Origin of the sequence: Bradyrhizobium lupini (genome assembly GCF_040939785.1) — a bacterium.
In the GTDB taxonomy this organism is placed as follows: domain Bacteria; phylum Pseudomonadota; class Alphaproteobacteria; order Rhizobiales; family Xanthobacteraceae; genus Bradyrhizobium; species Bradyrhizobium canariense_D.
Map to the genome: position 1 here is coordinate 1,835,056 of NZ_CP162553.1, position 24,441 is coordinate 1,859,496.

Annotated in this window: 21 protein-coding genes and 1 pseudogene; 9 read left to right on the forward strand and 13 right to left on the reverse strand. The window is 65.3% G+C overall.

Annotated elements, in window-relative coordinates; all coding sequences use genetic code 11:
- Positions 1 to 56 precede the first annotated feature (56 nt).
- The 3 genes from AB3L03_RS08980 to AB3L03_RS08990 form a co-directional block, all read right to left on the reverse strand.
- Positions 57 to 656: a hypothetical protein gene (locus AB3L03_RS08980; protein WP_026233672.1), complete on the reverse strand. Its 600-nt coding sequence runs from the start codon at positions 654 to 656 to the stop codon at positions 57 to 59.
- A gap of 112 nt (positions 657 to 768) precedes the next feature.
- Positions 769 to 1,755, reverse strand: a complete 987-nt coding sequence (locus tag AB3L03_RS08985; protein ID WP_085352604.1) for an MDR family oxidoreductase — start codon at positions 1,753 to 1,755, stop codon at positions 769 to 771.
- A gap of 40 nt (positions 1,756 to 1,795) precedes the next feature.
- The gene (locus AB3L03_RS08990) at positions 1,796 to 3,049 is read right to left on the reverse strand and encodes an MFS transporter (protein ID WP_085352605.1); all 1,254 of its coding nucleotides are present in this window, start codon (positions 3,047 to 3,049) and stop codon (positions 1,796 to 1,798) included.
- 328 nt (positions 3,050 to 3,377) lie between these two features.
- On the opposite strand from AB3L03_RS08990, the gene nadA reads away from it, so the two are divergent.
- The 3 genes and pseudogenes from nadA (at position 3,378) to nadC (ending at position 6,984) form a co-directional block, all read left to right on the forward strand.
- On the forward strand, positions 3,378 to 4,484 hold the full coding sequence (gene nadA / locus AB3L03_RS08995; protein ID WP_204513858.1) for a quinolinate synthase NadA: 1,107 nt from the start codon (positions 3,378 to 3,380) through the stop codon (positions 4,482 to 4,484).
- 9 nt (positions 4,485 to 4,493) lie between these two features.
- A pseudogene (locus AB3L03_RS09000) lies at positions 4,494 to 6,094 on the forward strand (L-aspartate oxidase).
- Between the two features lie 11 nt (positions 6,095 to 6,105).
- Complete coding sequence (gene nadC / locus AB3L03_RS09005) at positions 6,106 to 6,984, forward strand: carboxylating nicotinate-nucleotide diphosphorylase (RefSeq protein WP_247391679.1); 879 nt, start codon at positions 6,106 to 6,108, stop codon at positions 6,982 to 6,984.
- A 4-nt stretch (positions 6,985 to 6,988) separates the two neighbouring features.
- Here nadC and AB3L03_RS09010 read toward each other — a convergent pair whose 3' ends face one another.
- The 3 genes from AB3L03_RS09010 to AB3L03_RS09020 all read right to left on the reverse strand — a co-directional run bounded on the left by AB3L03_RS09010 (position 6,989) and on the right by AB3L03_RS09020 (position 12,128).
- The gene (locus AB3L03_RS09010) at positions 6,989 to 8,443 is read right to left on the reverse strand and encodes a cell wall hydrolase (protein ID WP_368508445.1); all 1,455 of its coding nucleotides are present in this window, start codon (positions 8,441 to 8,443) and stop codon (positions 6,989 to 6,991) included.
- 478 nt (positions 8,444 to 8,921) lie between these two features.
- The gene (ppdK, locus tag AB3L03_RS09015; RefSeq protein ID WP_247372703.1) at positions 8,922 to 11,876 is read right to left on the reverse strand and encodes a pyruvate, phosphate dikinase; all 2,955 of its coding nucleotides are present in this window, start codon (positions 11,874 to 11,876) and stop codon (positions 8,922 to 8,924) included.
- Positions 11,877 to 11,972: 96 nt separating this feature from the next.
- Complete coding sequence (locus AB3L03_RS09020; protein WP_007594951.1) at positions 11,973 to 12,128, reverse strand: DUF3096 domain-containing protein; 156 nt, start codon at positions 12,126 to 12,128, stop codon at positions 11,973 to 11,975.
- Between the two features lie 220 nt (positions 12,129 to 12,348).
- Between AB3L03_RS09020 and AB3L03_RS09025 the strand changes: the two genes are divergently transcribed.
- Positions 12,349 to 12,702, forward strand: a complete 354-nt coding sequence (locus AB3L03_RS09025) for a DUF1236 domain-containing protein (protein ID WP_018454893.1) — start codon at positions 12,349 to 12,351, stop codon at positions 12,700 to 12,702.
- A gap of 268 nt (positions 12,703 to 12,970) precedes the next feature.
- On the opposite strand, the gene glyS is transcribed toward AB3L03_RS09025, so the two are convergent.
- The 6 genes from glyS to AB3L03_RS09055 form a co-directional block, all read right to left on the reverse strand.
- Positions 12,971 to 15,082 carry a glycine--tRNA ligase subunit beta gene (glyS, locus tag AB3L03_RS09030; RefSeq protein ID WP_368508446.1) on the reverse strand — a complete coding sequence of 704 codons (2,112 nt, stop codon included), beginning with the start codon at positions 15,080 to 15,082 and terminating at the stop codon, positions 12,971 to 12,973.
- The gene (locus AB3L03_RS09035; RefSeq protein WP_317244893.1) at positions 15,082 to 16,017 is read right to left on the reverse strand and encodes a glycine--tRNA ligase subunit alpha; all 936 of its coding nucleotides are present in this window, start codon (positions 16,015 to 16,017) and stop codon (positions 15,082 to 15,084) included. The genes glyS and AB3L03_RS09035 overlap by 1 nt, the downstream gene beginning before the upstream one ends.
- Before the next feature lie 193 nt (positions 16,018 to 16,210).
- On the reverse strand, positions 16,211 to 16,402 hold the full coding sequence (locus AB3L03_RS09040; RefSeq protein WP_085352613.1) for a hypothetical protein: 192 nt from the start codon (positions 16,400 to 16,402) through the stop codon (positions 16,211 to 16,213).
- A gap of 118 nt (positions 16,403 to 16,520) precedes the next feature.
- Positions 16,521 to 17,429 (reverse strand): S49 family peptidase, encoded by a 909-nt coding sequence (locus AB3L03_RS09045; RefSeq protein WP_317244894.1) that lies wholly within the window; start codon positions 17,427 to 17,429, stop codon positions 16,521 to 16,523.
- A gap of 211 nt (positions 17,430 to 17,640) precedes the next feature.
- Positions 17,641 to 18,411 carry a tRNA1(Val) (adenine(37)-N6)-methyltransferase gene (locus AB3L03_RS09050; protein WP_368508447.1) on the reverse strand — a complete coding sequence of 257 codons (771 nt, stop codon included), beginning with the start codon at positions 18,409 to 18,411 and terminating at the stop codon, positions 17,641 to 17,643.
- Positions 18,404 to 18,631: a DUF2007 domain-containing protein gene (locus AB3L03_RS09055; protein ID WP_007607161.1), complete on the reverse strand. Its 228-nt coding sequence runs from the start codon at positions 18,629 to 18,631 to the stop codon at positions 18,404 to 18,406. The genes AB3L03_RS09050 and AB3L03_RS09055 overlap by 8 nt, the downstream gene beginning before the upstream one ends.
- Before the next feature lie 131 nt (positions 18,632 to 18,762).
- Here AB3L03_RS09055 and AB3L03_RS09060 point away from each other — a divergent pair, with 131 nt between their 5' ends.
- The 5 genes from AB3L03_RS09060 to AB3L03_RS09080 all read left to right on the forward strand — a co-directional run bounded on the left by AB3L03_RS09060 (position 18,763) and on the right by AB3L03_RS09080 (position 23,529).
- Positions 18,763 to 19,770 carry a polyprenyl synthetase family protein gene (locus AB3L03_RS09060; protein ID WP_007594965.1) on the forward strand — a complete coding sequence of 336 codons (1,008 nt, stop codon included), beginning with the start codon at positions 18,763 to 18,765 and terminating at the stop codon, positions 19,768 to 19,770.
- Positions 19,771 to 20,181: 411 nt separating this feature from the next.
- Positions 20,182 to 20,697 carry a helix-turn-helix domain-containing protein gene (locus AB3L03_RS09065; protein ID WP_018454901.1) on the forward strand — a complete coding sequence of 172 codons (516 nt, stop codon included), beginning with the start codon at positions 20,182 to 20,184 and terminating at the stop codon, positions 20,695 to 20,697.
- 1 nt (position 20,698) lies between these two features.
- Positions 20,699 to 21,955 (forward strand): beta-ketoacyl-ACP synthase II, encoded by a 1,257-nt coding sequence (fabF, locus tag AB3L03_RS09070; RefSeq protein ID WP_026232839.1) that lies wholly within the window; start codon positions 20,699 to 20,701, stop codon positions 21,953 to 21,955.
- 58 nt (positions 21,956 to 22,013) lie between these two features.
- A complete protein-coding gene (locus AB3L03_RS09075; protein ID WP_018454903.1) occupies positions 22,014 to 22,646 on the forward strand; it encodes a LysE family translocator in 633 nt (210 codons plus the stop codon).
- A 7-nt stretch (positions 22,647 to 22,653) separates the two neighbouring features.
- Positions 22,654 to 23,529: an alpha/beta fold hydrolase gene (locus tag AB3L03_RS09080; RefSeq protein WP_247299542.1), complete on the forward strand. Its 876-nt coding sequence runs from the start codon at positions 22,654 to 22,656 to the stop codon at positions 23,527 to 23,529.
- 27 nt (positions 23,530 to 23,556) lie between these two features.
- Here AB3L03_RS09080 and AB3L03_RS09085 read toward each other — a convergent pair whose 3' ends face one another.
- Positions 23,557 to 24,441 (reverse strand): 4-(cytidine 5'-diphospho)-2-C-methyl-D-erythritol kinase, encoded by an 885-nt coding sequence (locus AB3L03_RS09085; protein WP_018454905.1) that lies wholly within the window; start codon positions 24,439 to 24,441, stop codon positions 23,557 to 23,559.

The window sequence follows — 24,441 nt, forward strand, 5'->3', positions numbered from 1 at the left end:
GCTTCGTGTTTGATGGCAGCTCTCAACGAGCAAGTGCGCGGACGCGCGCAGCCAACTCACTGGGTCGAGCGGCGCAGCTCCAGCGGGGCGTCGTCCCTGGCGGGCTCCGATTTAACTTGCGGCTTCACCGGCTCGAGCCGGCTACTCTCGACGCGCGGGGTCTCGACACGCGCGGCGACTTCGGTGTTGGGCGTGCCGACCGAACCCGTGTGTTCCGAGGTGCGCAGCGAGCGCGGCCGCGCGACGGCCCGCGCCATCAGCATCTGGTTGCCGCCCTGGTGATGGAAGTCGCAATAGGCGAAGCCCATCCCCGATACCGAGCCGCGGAAACTGCGATCGTCGGTCTTTTCAAGGTTGAAACAGGGCTCGAACGGAATGCCCTTGATCGAGGCGCAGACGTTCTGGCCGCGGATCTGCAGCGTGTTGCCGGGCAGGCGGAGATGTTTCACCGGACCTGCACCCGAGAACTGCACGGCGCCGGCGGCGCCGAGGTCGTCCATGATGCGGCCCGCGCCCCGGGTGCCGTCAAAGCAGGTGAAAGCAAACACCTTCCCGGCGACGAAGCGGCGCGCCTCATCGGCGTTCATGCTTCCAGCAATGGCCGGCGTAAGCGTCGCTACCGCCGTGACCGCCCCCAACACAATACGCGCAAGCATGCTCAACTCCGAACCAACCCCGCAGCGGGCTATGCCTTATCTCTTTACCTGCTGCTTACCATACTAACCATGGCGACATTGAAGCAGCATGGTTGGTAAAGTCTGAACGCCGTTAGACAATTTTTACAACGGTGCGACCGCGGACCTGGCCGGCGAGGATTTTCGCGCCCCACTCCGGAACTTCAGAAAGCGGAATTTCGTGAGTAATTTCAGCTAGTTTTGACCGGTCCAGATCGGACGCCAGGCGTTGCCAGGCAGCTTTCCGCGGCTCGATCGGGCACATCACGGAATCGATGCCGAGAAGGCACACCCCGCGCAAAATGAAGGGTGCGACGGAAGACGGCAGGTCCATGCCGGCAGCCAAGCCGCAGGCCGCGATCGCGCCGCCGTACTTCGTCATCGACAGCAGGTTTGCGAGCGTGGTCGAGCCGACGCTGTCGACGCCACCCGCCCAGCGCTCCTTGGCGATGGGCTTGGCGGCCGCCGACAATTCGTTGCGGTCGATCACCTCAGCCGCGCCGATCTCTTTCAGATAGTCCGCTTCGGACGCACGTCCGGTGGAGGCGATGACGTGATAGCCGAGCTTCGAGAGCACGGCGGTCGCAACCGAGCCGACGCCGCCTGCAGCCCCCGTCACCACGACCGGACCGCTGTTCGGCGACACTCCGTGCTTCTCCAGCGCCAGCACGGACAGCATCGCGGTGAAGCCGGCAGTGCCGATCGCCATGGCGTCGCGCGCCGATAGGCCCTGCGGAAGAGCGACCAGCCAGTCGCCTTTCACCCGCGCCTTCTCGGCATAGGCGCCAAGATGGGTCTCGCCCATGCCCCAGCCGGTGCAGACAACCTTATCGCCCGCCTTCCATTGCGGATGCGAGGACTGCTCGACGGTGCCGGCGAAGTCGATGCCGGCAATCATCGGGAAGCGGCGCACCACCGGCGCCTTGCCGGTGAGCGCAAGGCCGTCCTTGTAGTTCAACGTCGACCATTCCACGCGGACGGTGACGTCGCCCTCCATCAGTTCGGCTTCGTCGAACTGCGTGAGCTGCGCGGTGGTGCCCTTGTCCGCCTTGTCGATCCGGATCGCCTTGAACGTCGCCACAGCAAAACTCCCTGACTTGTTTCAGGGGATGTTTAGCCGATCAGGCAGGCTGCGCAACCGTCCGCTGGACCGGTTTCTCCACGATCGGAAGATTGATCAGCGCCGAGAGCACGCCGAACAGGATCGAGAGCCACCAGATCGGCGTGTAGGAACCGAACCGCTCGAACACGATGCCGCCGAGCCAGACGCCGAGGAAGCCGCCGACCTGATGGCTGACGAAGGCGAAGCCATAGAGCGTGGCGAACCAGCGCGTGCCGAACATGATCGCGACCAGTGCCGAGGTCGGTGGCACGGTCGACAGCCAGGTCAGGCCGGAGACCGCGCCGAACGCAATCGCCGAGAACGGCGTGATCGGAAACGAGATGAAGGCAAGCGTCGCAAGCGCGCGGGTGAAATAGATGGTCGAGAGGATGTAGCGCTTGGGCAGGCTGTTCTGGAGATAGCCGACGCTGAGCGATCCCATGATGTTGAACAGGCCGATCGCCGCGATCACCCAGCCGCCGATCTGCGTGGAGATGCCGCTATCGACCAGGAAGGCCGGCAGATGCACCGTGATGAAGGCAAGCTGGAAGCCGCAGGTGAAGAAGCCGAGGACAAGCAGCACGTAGGAGCGATGGCCGAAGGCTTCCGCGAGCGCTTTGGTGAAGGTCTGCTGGTCCGCAGGCGCCGCATTTGCCGCGCTTGCGACCGGCGGCGTCGAGAGCGCCAGCGACAACGGGATGATCAGCAGCATCAGGAAGCCGAACACGGTGAGCGCCTGCTGCCAGCCGAAATTGTCGATTAGGGCCACACCGATCGGCGCGAACAGGAATTGCCCGAACGATCCCGCCGCAGTGCCGGCGCCGAGCGCAAGGCCGCGCTTCTCGGCCGGCAAGAGCTTGGTGAAGGCCGAGAGCACCAGATTGAACGAGCAGCCGGCGAGACCGAAGCCGACCATGACACCAGCGCCGATGTTGAGCGACAGCGGCGTCGATGAGTAGCGCATCAGGAGCAAGCCCCCGGCATAGAGCAGAGCGCCGACGCACATCACCCGGAACAGGCCGAAGCGATCGGCGACCGCGCCGGCGACGGGCTGGCCCAGTCCCCACAGCAAATTCTGAAACGCGATCGCGAGGCCGAACACGTCGCGGCCCCAGGCATATTCATGGCTCATCGGCTGTACGAAGAAGCCCAGCGCCGAGCGCGGGCCGAACCCGAGCATCCCGATCGCGCAGCCGCAGAGAATGATGATCGCCGGCGTGCGCCAGGAGGAGGAACGGGAGACCGAACCGAGCTCACCCATCTGTATCGACATGCTGTTCCTCGTGCGTGGTCGCGGATTCGCAAATGGCGGCCGCGAGCCAGCTCGTTTAATGCATCTGCATGGAAACCCCAAGTCAAAAACGATTGCATTCCGCGAAGAGCTGGCGCGGGAGCATTGCATTTCCTCGCGGCCTCAGCCGACGCGCCGGGCGCGACTTAACGGAAACGTGTGCGGCAAGATCTGGCGGCTCCCAACACGACGTGTTATTTTATATTTGCTCATATCGAGCATATCGAATGATCCCCCGGCCTGTCGGCCGGATTTCTCAGGCTTTATATATGCTCAAAATGAGTACAAATGACATGCACGGGAGGCTTGGATGCCGCTAACTGGAATTTACGGCCCCGACGACTTTGCCAACCGGCCGCAGGGCCACGTGATCACCCCGGCACAGGCCAAGCAGTCGCGAACCGGACCTTCGCTGCCGATGCCTTCACTGGAATGGACGCCGGAGGTCGAGCGAGCCACCGCACCGCTTTACGAGCGCGTGAAACGTGTCATCCCGCCGATCGAATGGCCGCTGATGGCCCCGACGATCAAGGCGATCAACGAGCTGAAGCAGGCCCGGGGCGCGGTGATCCTCGCGCACAATTACCAGACGCCGGAGATCTTCCACTGCGTCGCCGACATCGGCGGTGATTCGCTCCAGCTCGCGGTCGAAGCCACCAGGGTGAAGGCCGGCATCATCGTCCAGTGCGGCGTGCACTTCATGGCGGAGACGTCGAAACTGCTCAATCCGGACAAGACGGTGCTTATTCCTGATACGCGCGCCGGCTGCTCGCTCGCTGCCAGCATCACCGGCGCCGACGTCCGCCTGCTCCGCGAAAAATTCCCCGGCGTGCCTGTCGTTGCCTATGTCAACACCTCCGCGGAGGTGAAGGCCGAGGTCGATATCTGCTGCACCTCGTCGAACGCGGTGCAGGTGGTCGAAAGCCTCGGCGCACCAACCGTGATCTTCCTGCCCGACCGCTATCTCGCCACTTACGTGGCCTCGAAGACCGACGTGAAGATCATTGCCTGGAAGGGCGCCTGCGAGGTGCACGAGCGTTTCACTGGCGCCGAGCTGCGCAGCTACCGCGAGGCCGATCCCTCCGTGCAGATCATCGCTCATCCCGAATGCCCGCCGGACGTGCTGGCCGAGGCCGATTTCACGGGCTCGACCGCGCACATGATCAACTGGGTGCGCGAGCGGCGGCCGCGGCGGCTGGTGATGATCACGGAATGCTCGATGGCCGACAATGTCCGCGCCGAGCTGCCCGATGTGGAGATGCTGCGCCCCTGCAACATCTGCCCGCACATGAAGCGCATCACGCTCGCCAACATTCTGGAGAGCCTGCTGACGCTTCGCGAAGAAGTGACGATCGATCCCGCGCTCGCGGACCGCGCAAGGCGCTCGGTCGAGCGGATGATCAATTTGAAGAACTGAGATAAAGCCATGACAAACAACATCAACACCCTCCCCCGCTCCGACGACGTCGTCATCGTCGGCGGCGGCCTTGCCGGATTGTTCTGCGCGCTCAAGCTCGCGCCGCGGCCGGTAATATTGATCTCGGCGGCGCCGCTCGGACAGGGCGCGTCGTCCGCATGGGCGCAAGGCGGCATCGCCGCGGCAATGGCTGAAGGCGATACGCCGGAAGCGCACGCCGCGGACACGGTTGCAGTTGGCGGCGGCATCGTCGACGAAGCTGTCGCACTCGGGATCGCGCGCGAGGCCGCACCGCGGATTCACGACCTTCTCGCCTATGGCGTGCCGTTCGACCGCGATCTCGAAGGCAGGCTCGCAGTCGGGCGCGAGGCCGCACACTCGGCGCGGCGTATCGTACATGTGCGTGGCGATGGCGCGGGCGCCGCCATCATCGCGGCGCTGAGCGAAGCCGTGCGGCGCACGCCGTCGATCCGGCTGATCGAAGGTTTCGTCGCCGAAGCGCTGTTGACCGAGGACGGCGCGGTCGCCGGCCTACGATTGCGCGAAGCTGGCGACGCGGCAGCACAGCCGATCCTGCTCGCCGCGCGGATGGTGGTGCTCGCGACGGGCGGCATCGGCCATCTCTATGCCGTCACCACCAATCCGCGCGAGGCCAGCGGATCCGGCCTTGCGATCGCCGCACGCGCCGGCGCGGTGATTGCAGATCCCGAGTTCGTGCAATTTCACCCGACCGCCATCATGGTCGGCCGCGATCCCGCGCCGCTCGCCACGGAAGCCTTGCGCGGCGAAGGCGCGACACTGATCAACGGCCGTGGCGAGCGTTTCATGGCGGCGCGCCATCCGCTCGCCGAGCTCGCACCGCGCGACATCGTGGCCCGCGGCGTGTTCGCGGAGATCTCGGCCGGACGCGGCGCCTTCCTCGATGCGCGGCAGGCGCTGGGCGCACGTTTTGCCGACAGATTCCCGTCCGTCCATGCAAGCTGCATCGCCGCTGGGATCGACCCCGCCACGCAGGCCATCCCGATCGCACCGGCGGCGCACTATCACATGGGCGGCATCGCGGTGGACGATCGCGGCCGCAGCTCGATCGACGGGCTCTGGGCCGGCGGCGAAGCGTCGTCCACCGGCGCGCATGGCGCGAACCGGCTTGCGTCGAATTCGCTGTTGGAGGCCGTGGTCTACGCCGCGCGCATCGCCGACGACATCGCCGGCCGCACCACTCCCTCGCCCGCACGTCTTGCGGACGTGCCGACGCCGGGGGACGGCGCGCCGGATGCTGCGGCCGTGAAGCGGCTGCGGATGCTGATGAGCACGCATGTCGGCGTGATCCGCAATGGTGACGGGCTTGCGGACGCGGTTCGCAGCTTCTCCGCGCTCGAACGCGAGGCCACGAGCATCGCGGTCCGCAACATGGCAACGGCAGCCCTGCTCGTGGTGGCGTCAGCCTGGAACCGGCGCGAGAGCCGCGGCGCGCACTTCCGCTCCGACCATGCCGCGGACGTGCCCCCCTCGCGCAACGCACGATGACGACGCTCGCAGCAGTGCGCGAGATCGCGGACAGCCTGAGCGAACGCCCGACACCGCGCACGGCGCAACCGATGACCGCCTGACGGAGTCTGCCATGATCACCCCGAATTCTCTGCTTTATCCCGACGCCTTCCTCTCCCCGCTCGCGATCGACGAGGCCGTGCTGCGCGCGCTCGATGAGGATCTCGGCCGCGCCGGCGACATCACCTCACTTGCGACGATCCCCGAAGCAACGAAGGCGCAAGCAATCCTGGTCGCGCGGCAGTCCGGCGTGATCGCCGGCTTGCCACTGGCGCTCGCCACCTTGCAAAAGCTTTCGCCCGACATCGAGATACGCGCACATGTTCGCGACGCCGCGCGCGTCGCCCGCGGGCAGCAGGTGCTGACGATCTCGGGGCCGGCACGCGCCATCCTCACGGCGGAGCGGACCGCGCTGAATTTCGTCGGCCGCCTGTCGGGCGTTGCGACGCTCACGGCGGACTATGTCGCGCGCACCGAGGGCACCCGGATGAGAATCTGCTGCACGCGAAAGACCACGCCCGGGCTGCGCGCCTTGGAGAAATACGCGGTACGCTGCGGCGGCGGCTTCAATCACCGCTTCGGGCTCGACGACGCGATCCTGATCAAGGACAACCACATCGCGGTCGCCGGCGGCATCCGTCCCGTGCTGGAGCGCGCCCGCGCCCAGGCCGGCCATCTCGTCAAGATCGAGATCGAGGTCGACACGCTTCCGCAGTTGCGCGAGGTGCTCGACACCGGCCTTGCCGACGCCGTGCTGCTCGACAACATGGATATTGCGACGCTGCGCGAAGCCGTCAGGCTCAACGAGGGACGCCTCAAGCTGGAGGCATCCGGCGGTGTCACCCTGGACTCGATCCCAGCCATCGCTGCGACCGGCGTCGACTACGCCTCATCCGGCGCGCTGACGCATTCGGCGCCAAATTTCGACTGCGCGCTGGATATCGAGGCGTGAGGCGCTACCGCCGCTCGGTCGCGCCCATCTCGGCGGAGCTCTTGGCTTGCTGAGTGAGCTCGGCGGAGAGCGCGGCGGTCTGCGCCGGGGTGCCCCAGCTCGGCTCTTCGCTGCCATCGCCCCAGGCGCGTGGGCGATAGAAGGTGTGGACGCCGGTCTTGTACATCTTCTTCATCTCGGCGACCCAGGACGGGCGCACCCAATAGGCGTGGTAGTGCGTGGACTTGCCGACCTCGGGCAGCCAGATCTGGCCGTCGAGCATGGCCTTCGAGATCTTTTTCGCACGGTCCCACATCTCGGGCTCGCGGATCACGTCGGCATTGTTGTCGCAGGCAAAGGTGAACTGGCAAGCGAGATGGCGGTGCTTGTTCTGATAGACGGCGCCGCACACGGTGTCCGGGTATTTGCCGGAGAACACGCGGTTCATCACCACCTGCGCAACCGCCATCTGACCGCGCACGGCCTCGCCGCGGGACTCGAAATAGACGGCCTCCGCGAGGCATTTTTCGGACTTCGCGCGCGACTTGTCGTCGAGCGCGAGCCGTTCCGCCGGCGATCTGGCGCGCTGATTGTCGACGTTGACCTCACCCTTCGGCGCGACGCTCTCGCCGCTTTCGATATCCTTCGCAATATCCTCCGACGGCGGCGATAGCGACGCCGTCACCTTCATGTCGGGGTCGGGCATCACGATCAGCGGCTCCGCACCGGGTTGCCAGCTCTCGATGCTCTCGACGTTGCCTCCGAGCGAGGAACTGCCGAAGAACAGGCTCGAGGTCTTGACCCGGAACGGATCGCGCGGCGGTGCAGCCGGAATGGTGGCCTGCTTCAGCGCTTCGAGCGGCTGGAGCGCGAGCGAGCGCGCAGCGTCGCTGGCTTGTGGCGCATTGGTGTATTGCGGCAGCGGCGGCGCACGCAGCGCCTCCGCGAGTTCGGGATCCAGCGCGGCCGCGGATTCCGGCGACATCGCCTGCGGCAGCGCGACGGTCTTGGCGCCGAACACCGAGCTGTTCGACGTCGCGGGATCCTCCTGCGTCGGCGCTGCCGTCGGCGCGCCCGCTTCGGGAGCCTGCGTCGGCGTGACCGTTGCGAGGCGATCACCCTTCATCGAGCGATCGACCTTGGGAAAATCGGCGGCCTGGTAGCGGGGCGGCGCCTGCAGCGCCGGATTGCGGCTGATCGCGCCGGTGACGTCGCGGCTGTCGAGGCTCGCGAGACGAACCATCGCGCTCTGCGGAGCCGAAGTGCCGATCGGCCGGGAAAAACTGTAAGTGGCCAGTTGTATGGAGGACGCAGCAGAGAATACCTGCTTCTGCCAACGCTCCGCGACCCCGGGTTGGCGCGCCAGCAGCGAGGCAATGTCCTGATAGCCGGTCTCTCTCGGCATCAATGCGAAGATGCAGAGACAGATGCCGAAGGACGCGAACCGCGCGCCCTTCGGATGGGTACGCAACAAAAACATCGATACGCTCACGCTACGCTTACGCTAGAAAAATCGAGCCGCAGTACATCCGTGCAATTCGATCTTTATCGTGAGTATCTAATTTAGGTTGCTGGGGCGTTAATCGGCGTTGCGCATGCGGCACACGCAAGCAATCGCAGGTGTTCTCACGGGGCGATGATGCGCCTTGGTAAATGCGCCCTCACGCGAAGGGGTAAACAACTGGTCAACGCGAATGGTGAAGGAACTCTTGCGCGCACGTGTCATTACGGGATGCGCGCGGTTCCATCGCCACTTCGACCATAGCCGCCATGCCCCGCGAAGGCGGGGCATAGTACGCCGCGGCTCCTTCCCTATCACGTCACCGCCTCTGGAATACTGGATCGCCCGCTTACGCGGGCGATGACACTGAATGTGTGGCAAGAACGTCGCCTCAAAAGAAAGAGGCGGGGTTTTGGCCCCGCCTCTTTCGCTCTCAACATTCAACTCGCCGCTTACCTTACGCTTGGCTCGCGATCGCCTTGCCGAGCGCGGCTTGCGCGGCGGCGAGGCGGGCGATCGGGACGCGGTAGGGCGAGCAGGAGACGTAGTCGAGGCCGATCGCGTGACAGAAGGCGACGGAGGCGGGATCGCCGCCGTGCTCGCCGCAGATGCCGACCTTGAGCGAGGGGCGCGTCTTGCGACCGCGTGCGACGCCGATCTTGACGAGCTCGCCGACGCCTTCCTGGTCGAGCGCGACAAAGGGATCGATCGGCAGGATGCCCTTGGACACGTAGGTGCCGAGGAAGCTTGCGGCATCGTCACGGCTGATGCCGTACGTCGTCTGCGTGAGGTCGTTGGTACCGAATGAGAAGAACTCGGCGCTCTCCGCGATCTCGGCCGCGAGCAGGCAGGCGCGCGGCAGCTCGATCATTGTGCCGACCTGATAGGTCAGCTTGGTGTTGGTGTCGCGCATCACCGCCTTCGCGGTGGAATCGATGCGCGCCTTGACGAGGTCGAGCTCCATCTTGGTGGCGATCAGCGGCACCATCACCTCGAGGCCGACGGCCTTGCCGGTGCGCTTCTCGGCCTCGACCGCCGCTTCGAAGATCGCACGTGCCTGCATCTCGGCGATCTCGGGATAGGCTATCGCGATACGGCAGCCGCGGAAGCCGAGCATCGGATTGAACTCCGACAGCTCCCGCGCGCGGTCGGCCAGGCGCCGCGGGTCGGTGTTCATGGCGCGCGCCACTTCCTCGACCTCGGCATGGGTGTGCGGCAGGAACTCGTGCAGCGGCGGATCAAGCAAGCGGATCGTGACGGGCAGGCCCTTCATGATCTCGAACAACTCGACGAAGTCGGCGCGCTGCATCGGCAGCAGTTTTGCCAGCGCAGCGCGGCGCGACTGCTCGTCCTCGGAGAGGATCATCTCGCGCACCGTGCGGATGCGCGTCTCCTCGAAGAACATGTGCTCGGTACGGCAGAGGCCGATGCCTTCCGCGCCGAACTTGATCGCAGTGTGCGCGTCCTCCGGCGTGTCGGCGTTGACGCGCACGCCGATCTTGCGGACCTGGTCGGCCCATTTCATCAGCGTGCCGAACTCGCCGGACAGCTCGGGCTCGATCATCGGCATGCGGCCGGCGAGCACCTGGCCGAGCGAGCCGTCGATGGTGATGACGTCGCCGGTCTTGAAGGTGCGTGAGCCGATGCTCATGGTGCCGCGGCCGTAATCGACGCGGATGGTGCCGCAGCCGGAGACGCAGGGCTTGCCCATGCCGCGCGCGACGACCGCAGCATGCGAGGTCATGCCGCCGCGGGTGGTCAAGATGCCTTCGGCGGCGTGCATGCCGTGGATGTCTTCGGGGCTGGTCTCGATCCGGACCAGAATCACCTTGCGTCCGTCGGCCTGAAGCTTGGCCGCTTCGTCCGAGGAGAACACGATCTCGCCGGAGGCCGCACCCGGCGAGGCCGGCAGGCCGGTCGCAATCACGTCGCGCTTGGCGTTGGGGTCGATGGTCGGATGCAGCAGCTGGTCGAGCGAGGCGGGGTCGATCCGCGTCACTGCTTCCTTCTTGGTGATCAGGCCTTCATTGGCGAGCTCGACCGCGATGCGCAGCGCCGCCTTGGCAGTACGCTTGCCGCCGCGGGTCTGCAGCATCCAGAGCTTGCCCTGCTCGACCGTGAACTCCATGTCCTGCATGTCGCGGTAGTGCTTCTCGAGCAGCGTGTAGATCCGCGTCAGCTCCCTGAAGGCTTCCGGCATCGCCGATTCCATCGATGCCTTGTCGGAGCCCGAGTCCTTGCGCGCTTCCTCGGTGATGTCCTGCGGTGTGCGGATGCCCGCCACCACGTCCTCCCCTTGCGCGTTGATCAGGAACTCGCCGTAGAGCTTGCTCTCGCCGGTCGAGGGATTGCGCGTGAAGGCAACGCCGGTCGCCGAGGTCTCGCCCATGTTGCCGAACACCATGGCCTGCACGTTGACCGCGGTGCCCCAGGATTCCGGAATGTCGTGCAGCCTGCGGTAGGTCACCGCGCGGGCGTTCATCCAGGATGAAAACACCGCGCCAATCGCGCCCCAGAGCTGGTCGTGCGGATCCTGCGGAAAATCCTTGCCGGTTTCGCGCGCGACCGCGTCCTTGTACTTGCCGACCAGATCGACCCAGTCGTCGGCGGTGAGATCCGTGTCGAGCGTGTAGCCCTGGCTGTCCTTGAAGGTGTCGAGGATTTCCTCGAAATGATGATGCTCGAACCCGAGCACCACGTCCGAATACATGGTGATGAAGCGGCGATAGCTGTCATAAGCGAAGCGGCGATCGCCTGACAGTTCCGACAGCGCTTCCACGGTCTCGTCATTGAGGCCGAGATTGAGCACGGTATCCATCATGCCCGGCATCGAGGCGCGGCCGCCGGAGCGCACGGAAACGAGCAGCGGATTCCTGGAATCGCCGAAGATCTTGCCGGTCAACTTGCCGACATGGTCGAGCGCCTTCTCAACCTGCGACTTCAATTCCTTCGGGTAGGATTTGTCATGCGCGTAGAAATAGGTGCAGACCGAGGTCGGGATGGTGAAGCCCGGAGGCACCGGCAGGCCGAGATTGGCCATCTCGGCGAGGTTGGCGCCCTTGCCGCCGAGCAAATCGCGCATCTCCGCTTTGCCCTCGGCCTTGCCGTCCCCAAAGGTGAACACCCACTTGCCGGCCTTGGCCGCAACAGGCGCAGCCTTGGTTGAAGCAGTCTTGCTCGGTACCGGCTTCGCGGCGACCTTCGGCGCAACCGGCTTCGTCGCTGCCTTTGCAACAGCCTTGGAAACCGACTTGGCGGCAGGCTTCACAGCCGGCTTGGCAGCGGCCTTGGCCACGGGCTTCGGGGCGCGCTTGGCAAGTGCCTTGCGGGCCGCCGGCGCGGCTTTCGCCTTGGCGGAGGACTTTGATTTCGCTGGAATTTTCGCTGGAGTTTTCGAGGCGGCTTTGGCCATAGCTTGCACACAACCTGCGAGAGGAATGGGTAATTGCGCGCCTTACACCACTTTGGGCAGGTCCGCGCAAGTCGAAGAGTTCCCTAGAATGAAGGCCTAGAGATGGAGCCACTTCAACAATCCGAGCCCGATCGCACCATTTATGATGAGAAAAATCGCGACGATCAGGTTCAGGAGGCGCGGCATGATCAGGATGAGCACACCCGCAAGCAGCGACAGGATCGGCGAGATGTGGGCGACGGTGATGTGCATGAATTTTCTTCCGTGGGTGGGGCAGATCGCGGCGGGATCATAGCGGACTGGGTTCCGCGGGTAGAGACGCACCGGGGGCGCGCGAGTTCCCGGCTTCGCGAAAACTGCCCGAAAATGCCGCGAATGCGGCGGGCGTTTTCCGGAACATCGCGGAGACGCATGCATTGGCAACCGGTCGCGCCAGTGGCGCTTCCCGAAAACCTTCTCGAAGGAGTTGCCCATGCGGAACAGGATTCTTGCTCTTGCAGCGCTCGCGGCCTCGATCGGCTCGCCCCTTGCGGCGCAGGCGCAAAGCAGCGTCACCGTGGGACGCGCGCCCGTCGTCGTCGAGAGCGGCCCGACCATTGCGGTCGAGCAGCGGCCGGCTTTCCGCGACTATGTCGTCGAACAACGTGTGCCGGCTTTCCGCATCCCGGATCGCGTGGTGGTCGGTGCCACCTTACCTGAAAGCGGCGTCACCTATTATGACGTGCCGCAACGTTTCGGCGCCACCACCTATCGCTACACCGTCGTAAACGGCGAGACCGTGCTGGTTGAGCCGCGCTCGCGGCGCATCGTCGAGGTGATGGACTAACGTTTCCGGTATCAACTAGGTGTCCGGCGCGTCACATCAATCAGGCTGACGCGAGCAGTATAGTCGGACATCAGGCCCCGCCCGGTCCTCCCCCCGCCGGGCGGGGCTTTTTGTGTGGGCACTCTTCGCGCACAGCAATTGCGGCCACCAACTCCGTCGTCATGGCCCGGGCTTGTCCCGGCCATCCATGCCTCTCCGCGAGCGAAGAAGGACGTGGATGCCCGGGACAAGCCCGGGCATGACGGTGTCCAGTTGCGCCAAGACGCGCTCAATCCTGGATCTTCGAGAAATCCGCCACCGCACGCGTGGCGCTGCGGATCTCGTTAAGCAGTTTTAGCCGGTTCTCACGCACCTTCGCATCCTCGTCGTTGACGCGAACTTTCTCGAAGAACGCATCGACCGGCGGACGCAGCTTGGCCATCGCACTCATCGCGGCAGCGAAGTCTTCCCCGGCGACGGCGGCACGGGCTTCGGCCGTCACTTCATCGATCGCGCGGGCCAGCGCCTTCTCCTCGCTGAGAGCGTAGAGCGAGGCATCGGGTGCGCCGTCGAATAAGCGCTTATCCTTCTTCTCCTCGATCGAGAGAATGTTGCTGGCGCGCTTGGTGCCTGCCAGCAGATTCTTGCCGTCGTCGGTATCGAGGAATTTTCCGAGTGCTTCGACGCGGCGGACGACCGCCACTATTGGATGCCCTTGCACCAACGAACCAGCGTTGAGAACCGCATCGACGAGATCGTAACGCGCCTTCTGATCTCGCAATTGGACCTTAAGCCGGTCTTCGAAAAAGACCATCAGATCATCAAGCTTTTCTGCAACTTCCAAGTATTGTTTGTCGTACGAGCGCTCTAAGTGCCCCCAAGCGAGTTCTCGCAAACTAATCTTAGTCTGATTTTCGAGCACAATCCTGATCACGCCCAGCGCCGCGCGGCGCAGCGCATACGGATCCTTCGATCCCGTCGGCTTTTCGTCGATCGCCCAGAAGCCGACAAGCGTGTCGAGCTTGTCCGCGAGCGCGACTGCGACGCTGACCGGATCGGTCGGCACGCGATCGGCAGGCCCTTGCGGCTTATAGTGCTCCTCGCAGGCGGCAGCGACGGAGGCGTCCTCGCCCTGGGCCAGCGCGTAGTACTTGCCCATCAGGCCCTGCACCTCGGGGAATTCGCCGACGACTTCGGTCAGCAAATCCGCCTTCGCCAGATGCGCGGCGCGCGTCGCCTTGGCGACATCGGCGCCGACGAGCGGCGCGATCTCTGCGGCGAGACGCTCGATGCGCTTGATGCGCGCAGCCTGGGTGCCGAGCTTCTCGTGGAACACGATCTGCTCGAACTTCGGCAGCCGGTCTTCCAGCTTCGTCTTCAGGTCCGTCTCGTAGAAGAATTTCGCATCCGACAAGCGCGGACGGATCACACGCTCGTTGCCGGCGACGATGGTCTTGCCGCCGTCAGGCGCCTCGATGTTGGCGGTGAGCACGAACTTGTTGGTCAGCTTGCCCGTCTCGGGATCTTTGACGACGAAGCACTTCTGGTTGTTGCGGATGGTGGCGCGGATCACCTCGTCGGGGATCGCGAGATACTCCGCTTCGAACGATCCCATCATGACGACGGGCCATTCGACGAGACCCGAAACCTCATCGAGCAGCACCTGGTCCTCGACCAGTTCGAACCCTTGCGCAAAGGTCAGCTCCTTGGCGTCGGCAAAGATGATGTCCTTGCGCGCCTGCGGATCGAGGATGACTTTTGCGGCCTTCAGCTTCGCTTCGTAGTCCTCGAAGCGGCGCACGGAAATCGCGCTAGGAGCCATGAAGCGGTGACCGTAAGTGGTCTGGCCGGCCTCGATGCCGTCCACCGAGAATTTGACGACATCGGGCTCTTCGGTCTCGAGCCCGAACGTCGCGGTGATCGCGTGCAGCGGACGCACCCAGCTCAGCGAGCCCGGCTTGCCGGAGCGCGCGCCCCAGCGCATCGATTTCGGCCAAGGGAAAGTGCGGATGATCACGGGGAGGATTTCCGCGAGCACGTCGATGGCGTCGCGGCCGGGCTTCTCGATCAGCGCGATGTAGAAGTCGCCCTTCGGATCGCGCTGGATCTTGGCCTCGTCCAGCGACGTCAAACCCGTCGCTTTCAGAAAACCCTGCACGGCCGCGTCGGCCGCACCGATCTTCGGTCCGCGGCGTTCGGTCTTCAGGTCAGGCTGGCGCGCAGGGATGCCGTGCACGGTAAGCGCAAGGCGGCGCGGCGTCGCGAACGCCTTCGCGCCTTCGTAGACGAGACCCTCGGCGACGAGCTTGTCGGTGACCATGCGGCGCAGATCGTCCGCCGCCTTGGCCTGCATGCGCGCGGGGATTTCTTCCGAGAAAAGTTCAAGCAAAAGATCGGGCATCAGGTCGCTCCGCCCGCTTCAGTATGTATCCAGGCCTCGCCGCAAGCTTTTGCCAGTTCGCGCACGCGAAGAATGTAGCTCTGCCGCTCCGTCACCGAGATCACGCCGCGCGCGTCGAGCAGGTTGAACACATGGCTTGCCTTGATGCACTGGTCATAGGCCGGAAGCGACATCAGATGCGCCTCGCGCTTGCCATCTTTCCAACCCGCATCGAGGTATTTCCGGCAGGCGGCTTCCGCCATCTTGAACTGCTCGAACAGCATCGCGGTGTCGGCGACCTCAAAATTGTGCTTCGAATATTCCTGCTCGGCCTGCAGGAAGACGTCGCCATAGGTGACCTTCGCGTCACCGTCGCGGCCGTTGAAGTTGAGGTCGTAGACCCGGTCGACGCCCTGCACGTACATCGCGAGGCGCTCGAGCCCGTAGGTGAGCTCGCCCGCGACCGGCGCGCATTCGACACCCGCGACCTGCTGGAAATAGGTGAACTGGCTGACTTCCATGCCGTCGCACCAGCACTCCCAGCCGAGGCCCCAGGCGCCCAGCGTCGGGCTCTCCCAATCGTCCTCGACGAAGCGAATGTCGTGCACGGCGGAATCGATGCCGATCGCGGCGAGCGACTTCAGGTACAGCTCCTGAAGGTTCGCCGGCGACGGCTTCATGATCACCTGGAATTGGTAGTAGTGCTGCAGCCGGTTCGGATTCTCGCCGTAGCGGCCGTCCTTGGGCCGCCGCGAGGGCTGCACGTAGGCCGCATTCCAGGGCTTTGGCCCGAGCGCGCGCAGCGTGGTCGCCGGATGGAAGGTACCCGCACCCATCTCCATGTCGTAGGGCTGCAGGATCACGCAGCCCTGCTCGGCCCAGAACCGCTGGAGCGCGAGGATAAAGCCCTGGAACGAGCGTTCCGGGCGCATATGGGCGGGCAAGGAGGCGTCCATCGTCAGATCGGGCTCTCGCGGGGGGTTGAATCGCGCGGGACCGTATCGACGGCAGGGGTGGGAATCAAGGTGAAGGGGTGATTCGGGCCTAGTTCTCCGTCATGGCCGGGCTTGTCCCGGGCATCCACGTTCTTCGTGCGGTGAGACAAGGCGTGGATGGCCGGGACAAGCCCGGCCATGACGTCTGCAGCAACTAACCCGGCCGATAGGCTCCGGTGACGGGATCCTGCTTCAGCGTCTGGACGGCCCCCATATGGGCGGCTTCGGCGACGCGCGAGAGGCGCATCTCCTCCAGCTCCTGGTTGATCCTGACGGCGGTCTTGTAGGCCCAGCGGACCACGGCAAGCCCGCCCAGGACGCCCGCGAATGCGACGAACGGCGGCATCGGTCGTTCCTTGTTCACAATGCTCAGCCCCCACGCGCATTCTTGCGCAGACCGGGCCGCGCCGCAATTGGCACGGCTTCAAGTCTCCTTGGGGCCAAATGGCGCGGAGGGGCTCCGTCTAAAACCCGAATTTCGCCCAGATCGCGCGCGTCTCGACCGCCGAGATCAGGTCGTCCGGCAGGCTGGCCATTGATTCCATGGCGGAAAGCTGCCCCGCGCCGGGCGATTTCCGGCCCAAAAGGCCGGAGAGCAGACCGGTCGGCTGGGCAATCACGGGGGTGAGAACCTTCTCGCCATAGCGGGCACGAAGTGTTGAGCGGAGATCGCCGATGCTGTCGGCGAGCCCCAGCGCGATCGAACTCTCGCCGGCCCAGTATTCGCCCGTGAACAGGGTGTCGTCGGAGCCCTTCAACCGCGCGCCGCGGCTCTCCTTCACCAGCGCGATGAAGATCTGGTGGATCTCGCGCTGGAGCGCCTTGAGCTTGGCGACGTCGTCGGGGTTTTCAGGGAGAAACGGATCGAGCATCGCCTTGTGCGCGCCGGCGGTGTAGAGGCGCCGCTCGATGCCGAGCCGCTTGATCGCCTCCTGGAAACCAAAACTGCCGCCGACCACGCCGATCGAGCCGAGGATCGAGGACGGATCGCAGATGATCTCGTCGCCGGCGCACGCGATCATGTAGCCGCCGGAGGCCGCGACGTCCTCGACGAACACCAGCACCGGCAGCTTCTTCTCCGCCGCGAGCTGCTTGATGCGCAGGTAGATCTGCCGCGACTGCACCGGCGAGCCGCCGGGCGAATTGATCACCAGCGCCACCGCCTTGGCGTTGCGCGTCGAAAACGCCCGCTCCAGAACCCGCGAAACCGTCGCGAGCGTCATGCCCGGGCGCAGCGGCGTCACTGCGCCGATCACACCGGACAGCCGCACCACCGGCACCACGGCCGTGCCGGGACGGAAGCGCGCCGGCAGATATTGCATGAGCTTGTCGGCCAGGCCGGAACTCTCACGATCGTTCAATTTTTCGGCCATGCCGTTACCTCTGATTAACCGTTTCTTATCACGCGACTGTCATTGGAAGGGCCCGGAACGTGTTTTGCAGAAACCCCGTTGAGAGGCTGCAATGGGCCAGCGGAGAACACCATGAAAATCTATCTGCTGATGCTGCTGATCGGTGCGCTGTTCATGGCGATCCGCCTGACGACTCCGCAAGAGCAGCAGTCGGAATCGCTTCCGCAATAGCTCAGCACGGTTCCACCAGGGGTAGAACCGCCCTTCCCTCCAGAATATCCATCACCTCTATTTTGGGCACGCGTGACTCCTCGTTGAGCATGAGGCCCGGCAACAATCGTACCGGTGCCCTCCCGCCCTTGATTGCGCGCACCAGCACGCGGATCGCGGGCCGCCCGGCTTCACCGTGAACCGGCAGAATCGCGAGACTGCCGAAGCCGCGAGACAGCGCCGCCAAAACCTCCGCGATCCCATCTGCGCGCCAGATCAATGTCAGCGCGCCATGCGATCGGAGGATGCGCCGCGCCGCATGCACCCAGGCATTCAGCGTCTGATCCGTCGCCACATGCGCGATCTGGCGCGCCTGATCGGGCGAACCGCGATGGCGAGCGGGATCGTTGAAGGGCGGGTTCATCAGCACGACGTCGACGCTGTCGGGCGCGAGCCCGCTGGCTGCGAAGGCCTGCGCGTCCGCGGTGACGTCGAGCACGATCGTCTCGGCGGCAATCGCATTCGCGGCCGCATTGGCGCGCGCAAGCTCCGCCAGCTCCGGATCGATCTCGAGCAGGCCGAGCCTGATCCCGGCGACGCGCCGAGCCAACGCAAGGCCCGCCGTGCCGATGCCGGCGCCGAGATCGACGACATGGTCGCCCGCCCTCGCCTCCGTCGCCGCCGCGAGCAGAATGGCGTCGTGCCCGGCGCGATGGCCAGACCGCTTCTGCTTCAGCCGCAATTGCCCGCCGAGAAAGGCGTCCTCGGTGAGGTCTGTCAGTGCTTCACTCATCGCCGCGCAGTTCGTGGCTGAGGCCGGCCTCGGTCAGAAGCTGCCGGGCCTCGATGGCGTCGTCCTCGTGGACCAGGATCCGCCGCGGCAAAATGCCGAGCGAGCCCTCAATGATGCTCATGTTCTGGTCCAGCACCAGATGATGGATGTTGGCGCCGTCGAGCAGCGCGCCGATCGCCGACACCAGCACCATATCGTTGGTCCGAACCAGTTCTCGCAAAACACAGCCTCCTGCCTGACGGGGACTAAGCGCCAAATGTCAATGGTTCCACGGCCCTTGCCGCATCCCCGTCCAGTTTCTATTGTCTTTCCATCAGAATAGCCCTTCCGGGGCAAATATTGGAGACCGGCGTGGCCGTCATCGTACCTTTCGAAACTCCCGGCGCGTCGATCGAAGAGCTGGTTGCCCTTGTCGCCGGTGACATGGAGCGCGTCAACGCCACGATCCTGTCGCGGACCGGTTCGGACGTGACCATGATCCCGGAGGTCGCCAACCATTTGATCTCCTCCGGGGGCAAGCGCCTGCGGCCGATGCTGACGTTGGCCATGGCCAACCTCGCCGGCTACACCGGCGACGGCCATATCAAACTCGCCGCCAGCGTCGAGTTCATGCATACCGCCACGCTGCTCCATGACGACGTCGTCGACGAGAGCGAGATGCGCCGCGGCAAGCTGTCGGCGCGCATGCTCTGGGGCAATGAGGCGAGCGTGCTGGTCGGCGACTTCCTGCTCGGCCAGGCCTTCCGCATGATGGTCGAGGTCGGCTCGCTCCGCGCGCTCGACATTCTCTCCGCGGCCGCCGCCACCATCGCCGAGGGCGAGGTGATGCAGCTTGCCGCCGCCAAGAACACCGCGACCACCGAAGACGAATATCTCGCCGTAATCCGCGGCAAGACCGCCGAGCTGTTCGCGGCCGCCTGCGAGGTCGGGCCCGTGATCGCCAACCGCCCGAAGGCGGAGCAGACCGCCTGCCGCTCGGTCGGCATGAATCTCGGCATCGCCTTCCAGCTCGTCGACGACGTGCTCGACTATGGCGGCAAGAGCGCCAAGCTCGGCAAGAACACCGGCGACGATTTCCGCGAGGGCAAGATCACGCTGCCCGTCGTGCTCGCCTTCCGCCGCGGCAACGACACCGAGCGCGCCTTCTGGATCCGCGCGCTGGAGCGCGGTGAGATCGGCGACACCGACCTCGACCACGCCATCGGGTTGATGAACAAGCATCGCGCGCTCGAAGACACGCGCAGCCGCGCCCAGCACTACGGCGCCATGGCCGTGGACGCGCTGGCGCTGTTCCCGTCCTCGCCGATGAAGAGCGCGCTGGAGCAGGTCGTGGCGTTCTGCCTGGCTCGGTCGCATTAGCTACCTGCATCCTTAGCGCTTGCTGGTAGCCACACCCTCAGTGTCGTCCCGGCGAAGGCCGGGACCCATTACCTCGGTCAGCGTTGTCTTAGCGCCTGTAGCAACCATCGTGCACCACAACGACAGTCGTGGCTATTGGGTCCCGGCCTTCGCCGGGACGACATCGTTGAGATACGCGCCACCACCGCATTAACAGCGTCATTGCGAGCGCAGCGAAGCAATCCAGAATCTTCCCGCAAAGGGACTCTAGATTGTTTCGCTTCGCTCGCAATGACGAGCTAGGTGTGCGAGGGCCGCCTTCCAACTTGCATTCAAATCCTGTGCGCCATCTTGCGGCACACCTCCGTCGGAGTGTTCTAACGGTTCGCCTACTAACTTGCATTTTGCAAGCTACTCACCTACCTTCCCCTCATGCAGCCCAAATCCCCCTCCATTCAGGAATGTCCGGTCGGCCGCGCCGTGGAGACGGTCGGCGAATGGTGGAGCATTTTGATCCTGCGGGATGCATTCCAGGGCGCAACGAGGTTCGACGAATTTTCGCAAAGCCTCGGGATCGCGCCGAACATCCTGTCGCGGCGGTTGGCCCATCTCACCGAAAGCGGCATGTTCGTCCGCCGCCGCTACAATGAACGACCGCCGCGCTACGAATATGTGCTGACGGACAAGGCCCGGGACTTCTTCCCCGTGGTCGCAACCCTGCTCGCTTGGGGCAACAAGCATCTCGCACCGATGGGCGAAGCGATCCTGCTCGCGAACCGGCACGATTGTCGTCCGTTCAATCCGGTCGTGGTCGATGCCGCCGACATGCAGCCGATCACGCTCACCAATGCGGTCGTCGTCGCAGGCCCCCGCGCCAGCCGTGTCATGCGTAAACGGCTGACCTCGCTCAAAGCCATGAACCCGGCCGTCGCGCCGGCTGGAGACTGACATGCGTCGTATCGTCGTGACGGGAATGGGCGCGGTGTCGCCGCTTGGCTGCGGTGTCGAACTTTCGTGGCGCCGGCTGCTGGCCGGCCAAAGCGGGCTGCGCCCGCTGCCGGAATGGTCGCAGGCGCTGCCCGCACGTATTGCCGGCCTCGTGCCCGACAAGGCCGATGACGCGGAGGGCGGCTTCGATCCCGCGCAGGCCGCCGCGCCGAAAGACCAGCGCAAGATGGACCGCTTCATCCTGTTCGCGCTGCTCGCCACCGCGGAAGCGGTTGCGCAGGCCGGTTGGACGCCGCAGGACGCGGCGGCGCAGGAACGAACTGCGACGATCATCGCCTCCGGCGTCGGCGGTTTTCCGGCAATGGCGGAGGCGGTGCGCATCACCGAACAGCGCGGCCCGCGCCGGCTGTCGCCGTTCACGATCCCCTCCTTCCTCGCCAATCTCGCCGCCGGCCACGTCTCGATCAAATACGGCTACAAGGGAGCGCTGGGCACACCGGTCACGGCCTGCGCTGCCGGCGTTCAGGCGATCGGCGATGCCGCGCGCATGATCCGCGCGGGCGAGACTGATGTGGCGATCTGCGGCGGCGCGGAAGCCTGCATCGACATCGTCAGCCTCGGCGGCTTTGCCGCGGCCCGCGCACTGTCGAGCGGATTCAATGACGCCCGCGCCTCGCGCCCGTTCGATCGCGACCGCGACGGTTTTGTCATGGGCGAAGGCGCCGGCATCCTGGTGATCGAGGAGCTGGAGCATGCATTGGCGCGCGGCGCGAGGCCGATCGCGGAGATCGTCGGATACGGTACGACCGCGGACGCCTATCACATGACATCGGGTCCGCCTGACGGCGACGGCGCCCGGCGCGCCATGGAGATCGCGCTCCGGCAGGCCAAGCTTGCGCCCGCGGATTTACAGCACCTGAATGCGCATGCGACCTCGACGCCGGCCGGCGACGAGAGCGAGCTTGGCGCGATCGCGGCGCTGTTCGGCCGCCACCGCGGCATCGCGGTGAGCGCGACCAAATCGGCCACCGGGCATCTGCTCGGCGCCGCCGGTGGCCTCGAAGCGGTCTTCACCGTGCTCGCCCTGCGCGACCAGATCGCGCCGCCGACGCTCAATCTCGAAAACCCTGATCCCGCCGCTGACGGCATCGACATCGTCGCCGGTGTGGCGCGACCGATGCCGATGCAGCACGCGATCTCGAACGGGTTCGGCTTCGGCGGGGTGAATGCCAGCGTGATCTTCCGCCGGATGGGCTGAACGACGGGCCTTAGTCGACGGGCCTTGCAATCGCGGCAAGCATCGCTACCAAAGCAGGATGATCAACACGAATTTCTGGCTGTTCCTGGCCGCCGCTTGTCTCATCGCCGCCGTTCCCGGCCCCGGCATTTTCTACGTCGCGGCACGGACCCTATCGGAAGGGCGCGGCAGCGGTTTTGCATCGACCGCGGGCACCGCGCTCGGCGGGCTGGTTCATGTGGTCGCGGGCAGCTTCGGCATCTCCGCGATCATTCTTGCCAGCGCCGAGCTGTTTGCCGCCGTGAAATTCGTCGGCGCACTTTATCTCGTCTGGCTCGGCATCAGGACTTTTCGCAGCGCCAGCCGCGCGCCGTCATTCGACAGCAAGCCCGTCGGCGACAAGCGCGCCTTTCGCGACGGCGTGCTGGTCGAGGCGCTGAACCCGAAGACCGCCGCCTTCTTCCTCGCCTTCATTCCGCAGTTCCTTGACCCGGCGGGATCGAACCCGACACTGCAATTCATCACGTTGGGCGCGCTCTCGGTGACGCTGAACACGCTCGCCGATATCGTGGTGGTGCTGATGGCCTCCGCGACACGTACGCAGTTGATCGGACGCCCGCATTTGATGCGACGTCTCACCCAGGGCTCCGGCGTCTTCATCGCAGGGCTCGGCCTGTCGCTCGCACTGGCGCGGCGGCCCGTGAATGGATAGCGCCACCATGCCCGCCCCGCAAAGCCGCATTTACGAGTCTCACGGCCTGCGGCTGCACTATGCCGACTGGGGCAACGACGGCGCGCCGGTCGCCATCCTGGTTCACGGCGGCCGCGATCACTGCCGGAGCTGGGACGTCATCGCCCGGTCGCTGCAGCCGCATTTTCACGTGCTCGCACCGGACCTGCGCGGTCACGGCGATTCCGACTGGACCAGGGGCGGCAGCTACGCGCTGACGGAGTATGTGTACGATCTGGCCCAGCTCGTCCGTGCCATCGCGGCGCCTCAAGTCACTCTCATCGGCCATTCTATGGGCGGCATGGTCAGCCTGATCTTTACAGGGGCATTCCCCGAACAGGTCTCGAAGCTGGTCGTGCTCGACGGCGTGACGATGTTGCCGGATACACCAAAACCGCCGGTGCATGAGCGGATCGGCAAGTGGATCGGTCAGCTCGACAAGTTGCACGACCGCGCACCGCGCCGCTATTCGACCCTCGAAGACGCGGCGGCGCAGATGGTCCTTCACAACAAGCGGCTGTCTCGCGAGCTCGCGCTGCACCTCGCCACCCACGGCGCGCGGCAGAACGAGGACGGCACCTATAGCTGGAAGTTCGATCCCTACCAGCGCGCCTCTGCGCCGCACCGGCTCTGGCCGGACGATCACATCGCGCTGTGGTCGCGCATCACCTGTCCGACGCTGCTCTTGAATGCCGGCGAAAGCTTTCTGGCTGGCGCGAGGGCCGCGGGGCTGGAGCGCTACTTTCCGCAGGCGCGCGTCGAGACCATTGCAGGGGCCGGACACTGGCTGCAGCATGACAAGCCGCAGGAGGTGTTGGGTGAGATCCGGCGGTTTCTCGGGCTTGGCGAGGACGCTGCGGGCTAGCTCCGCAACATCCGCGTCATTGCAGATCTAGCTCAGCGTTCCCGAGTGCACCCACCAGCCGGAATGATCCCTGCGGATATTCTCGGCGGCGGCATGCGCCTCGGCAGATGCGCCATAGATCGCAAAGCACGTCGCCCCCGAGCCGGACATGCGGGCGAGCTTGACGCCGGCGGAGCCACGCAAGGCTTCCAGCACGTCGCCAATCACCGGCTTGATGCGCATCGCAGGCGCTTCGAGATCATTGGCGACGGTCTCGAGAGTATCGATCCAGTCGGCGATGGAGGCGCCCTCGCCTGGCCAGGCCGGGCCGTCGAAGACGGACGTGGCGCCGACCAGGAGTTCGCCGTTGCGCAGGCCCAGCTCCTGGAACACGTCCTTTGTCGCGACCGGCACGCGTGGATTGACCATCACGCAGGGCATGCTCGGCAGCATCAAGGGCAGCAGCTGCTCGCCGACACCGGTCATGTCGCAGGCGCGCGAGAACAGACACACCGGCACGTCGGCGCCGGTCGCAAGCGCAACCTTCTGGAGGCGGGCGTCGTCGAGCGACAGATCGTTGAGGCGCGCCAGCAACCGCAGCGCCGCCGCGGCGTCGGCCGAGCCGCCGCCGATGCCGGCGGCGACCGGGAGCACCTTGTCGAGCGCGAAGGCGCCCAGCTTCAGGTTCGGGACGGCTTCGGCCAGGAGCTTGGCCGCCTTGAACACGAGGTTGTCGGCCATATTGCCGCAGGCCGCGGCGAGCGGCCCCGTCGTGGTGAGCTTCAGCTCGCCGCCGGGCTCCAGCGTGAGCCGGTCGGCGCAGTCGGCAAAGGCGACCACGCTTTCGAGATCATGATAGCCGTCGGCACGACGGCCGACCACGCGAAGGCTCAGATTGACCTTCGCGCGCCCTTCTTCAATCAACGCCGGCAT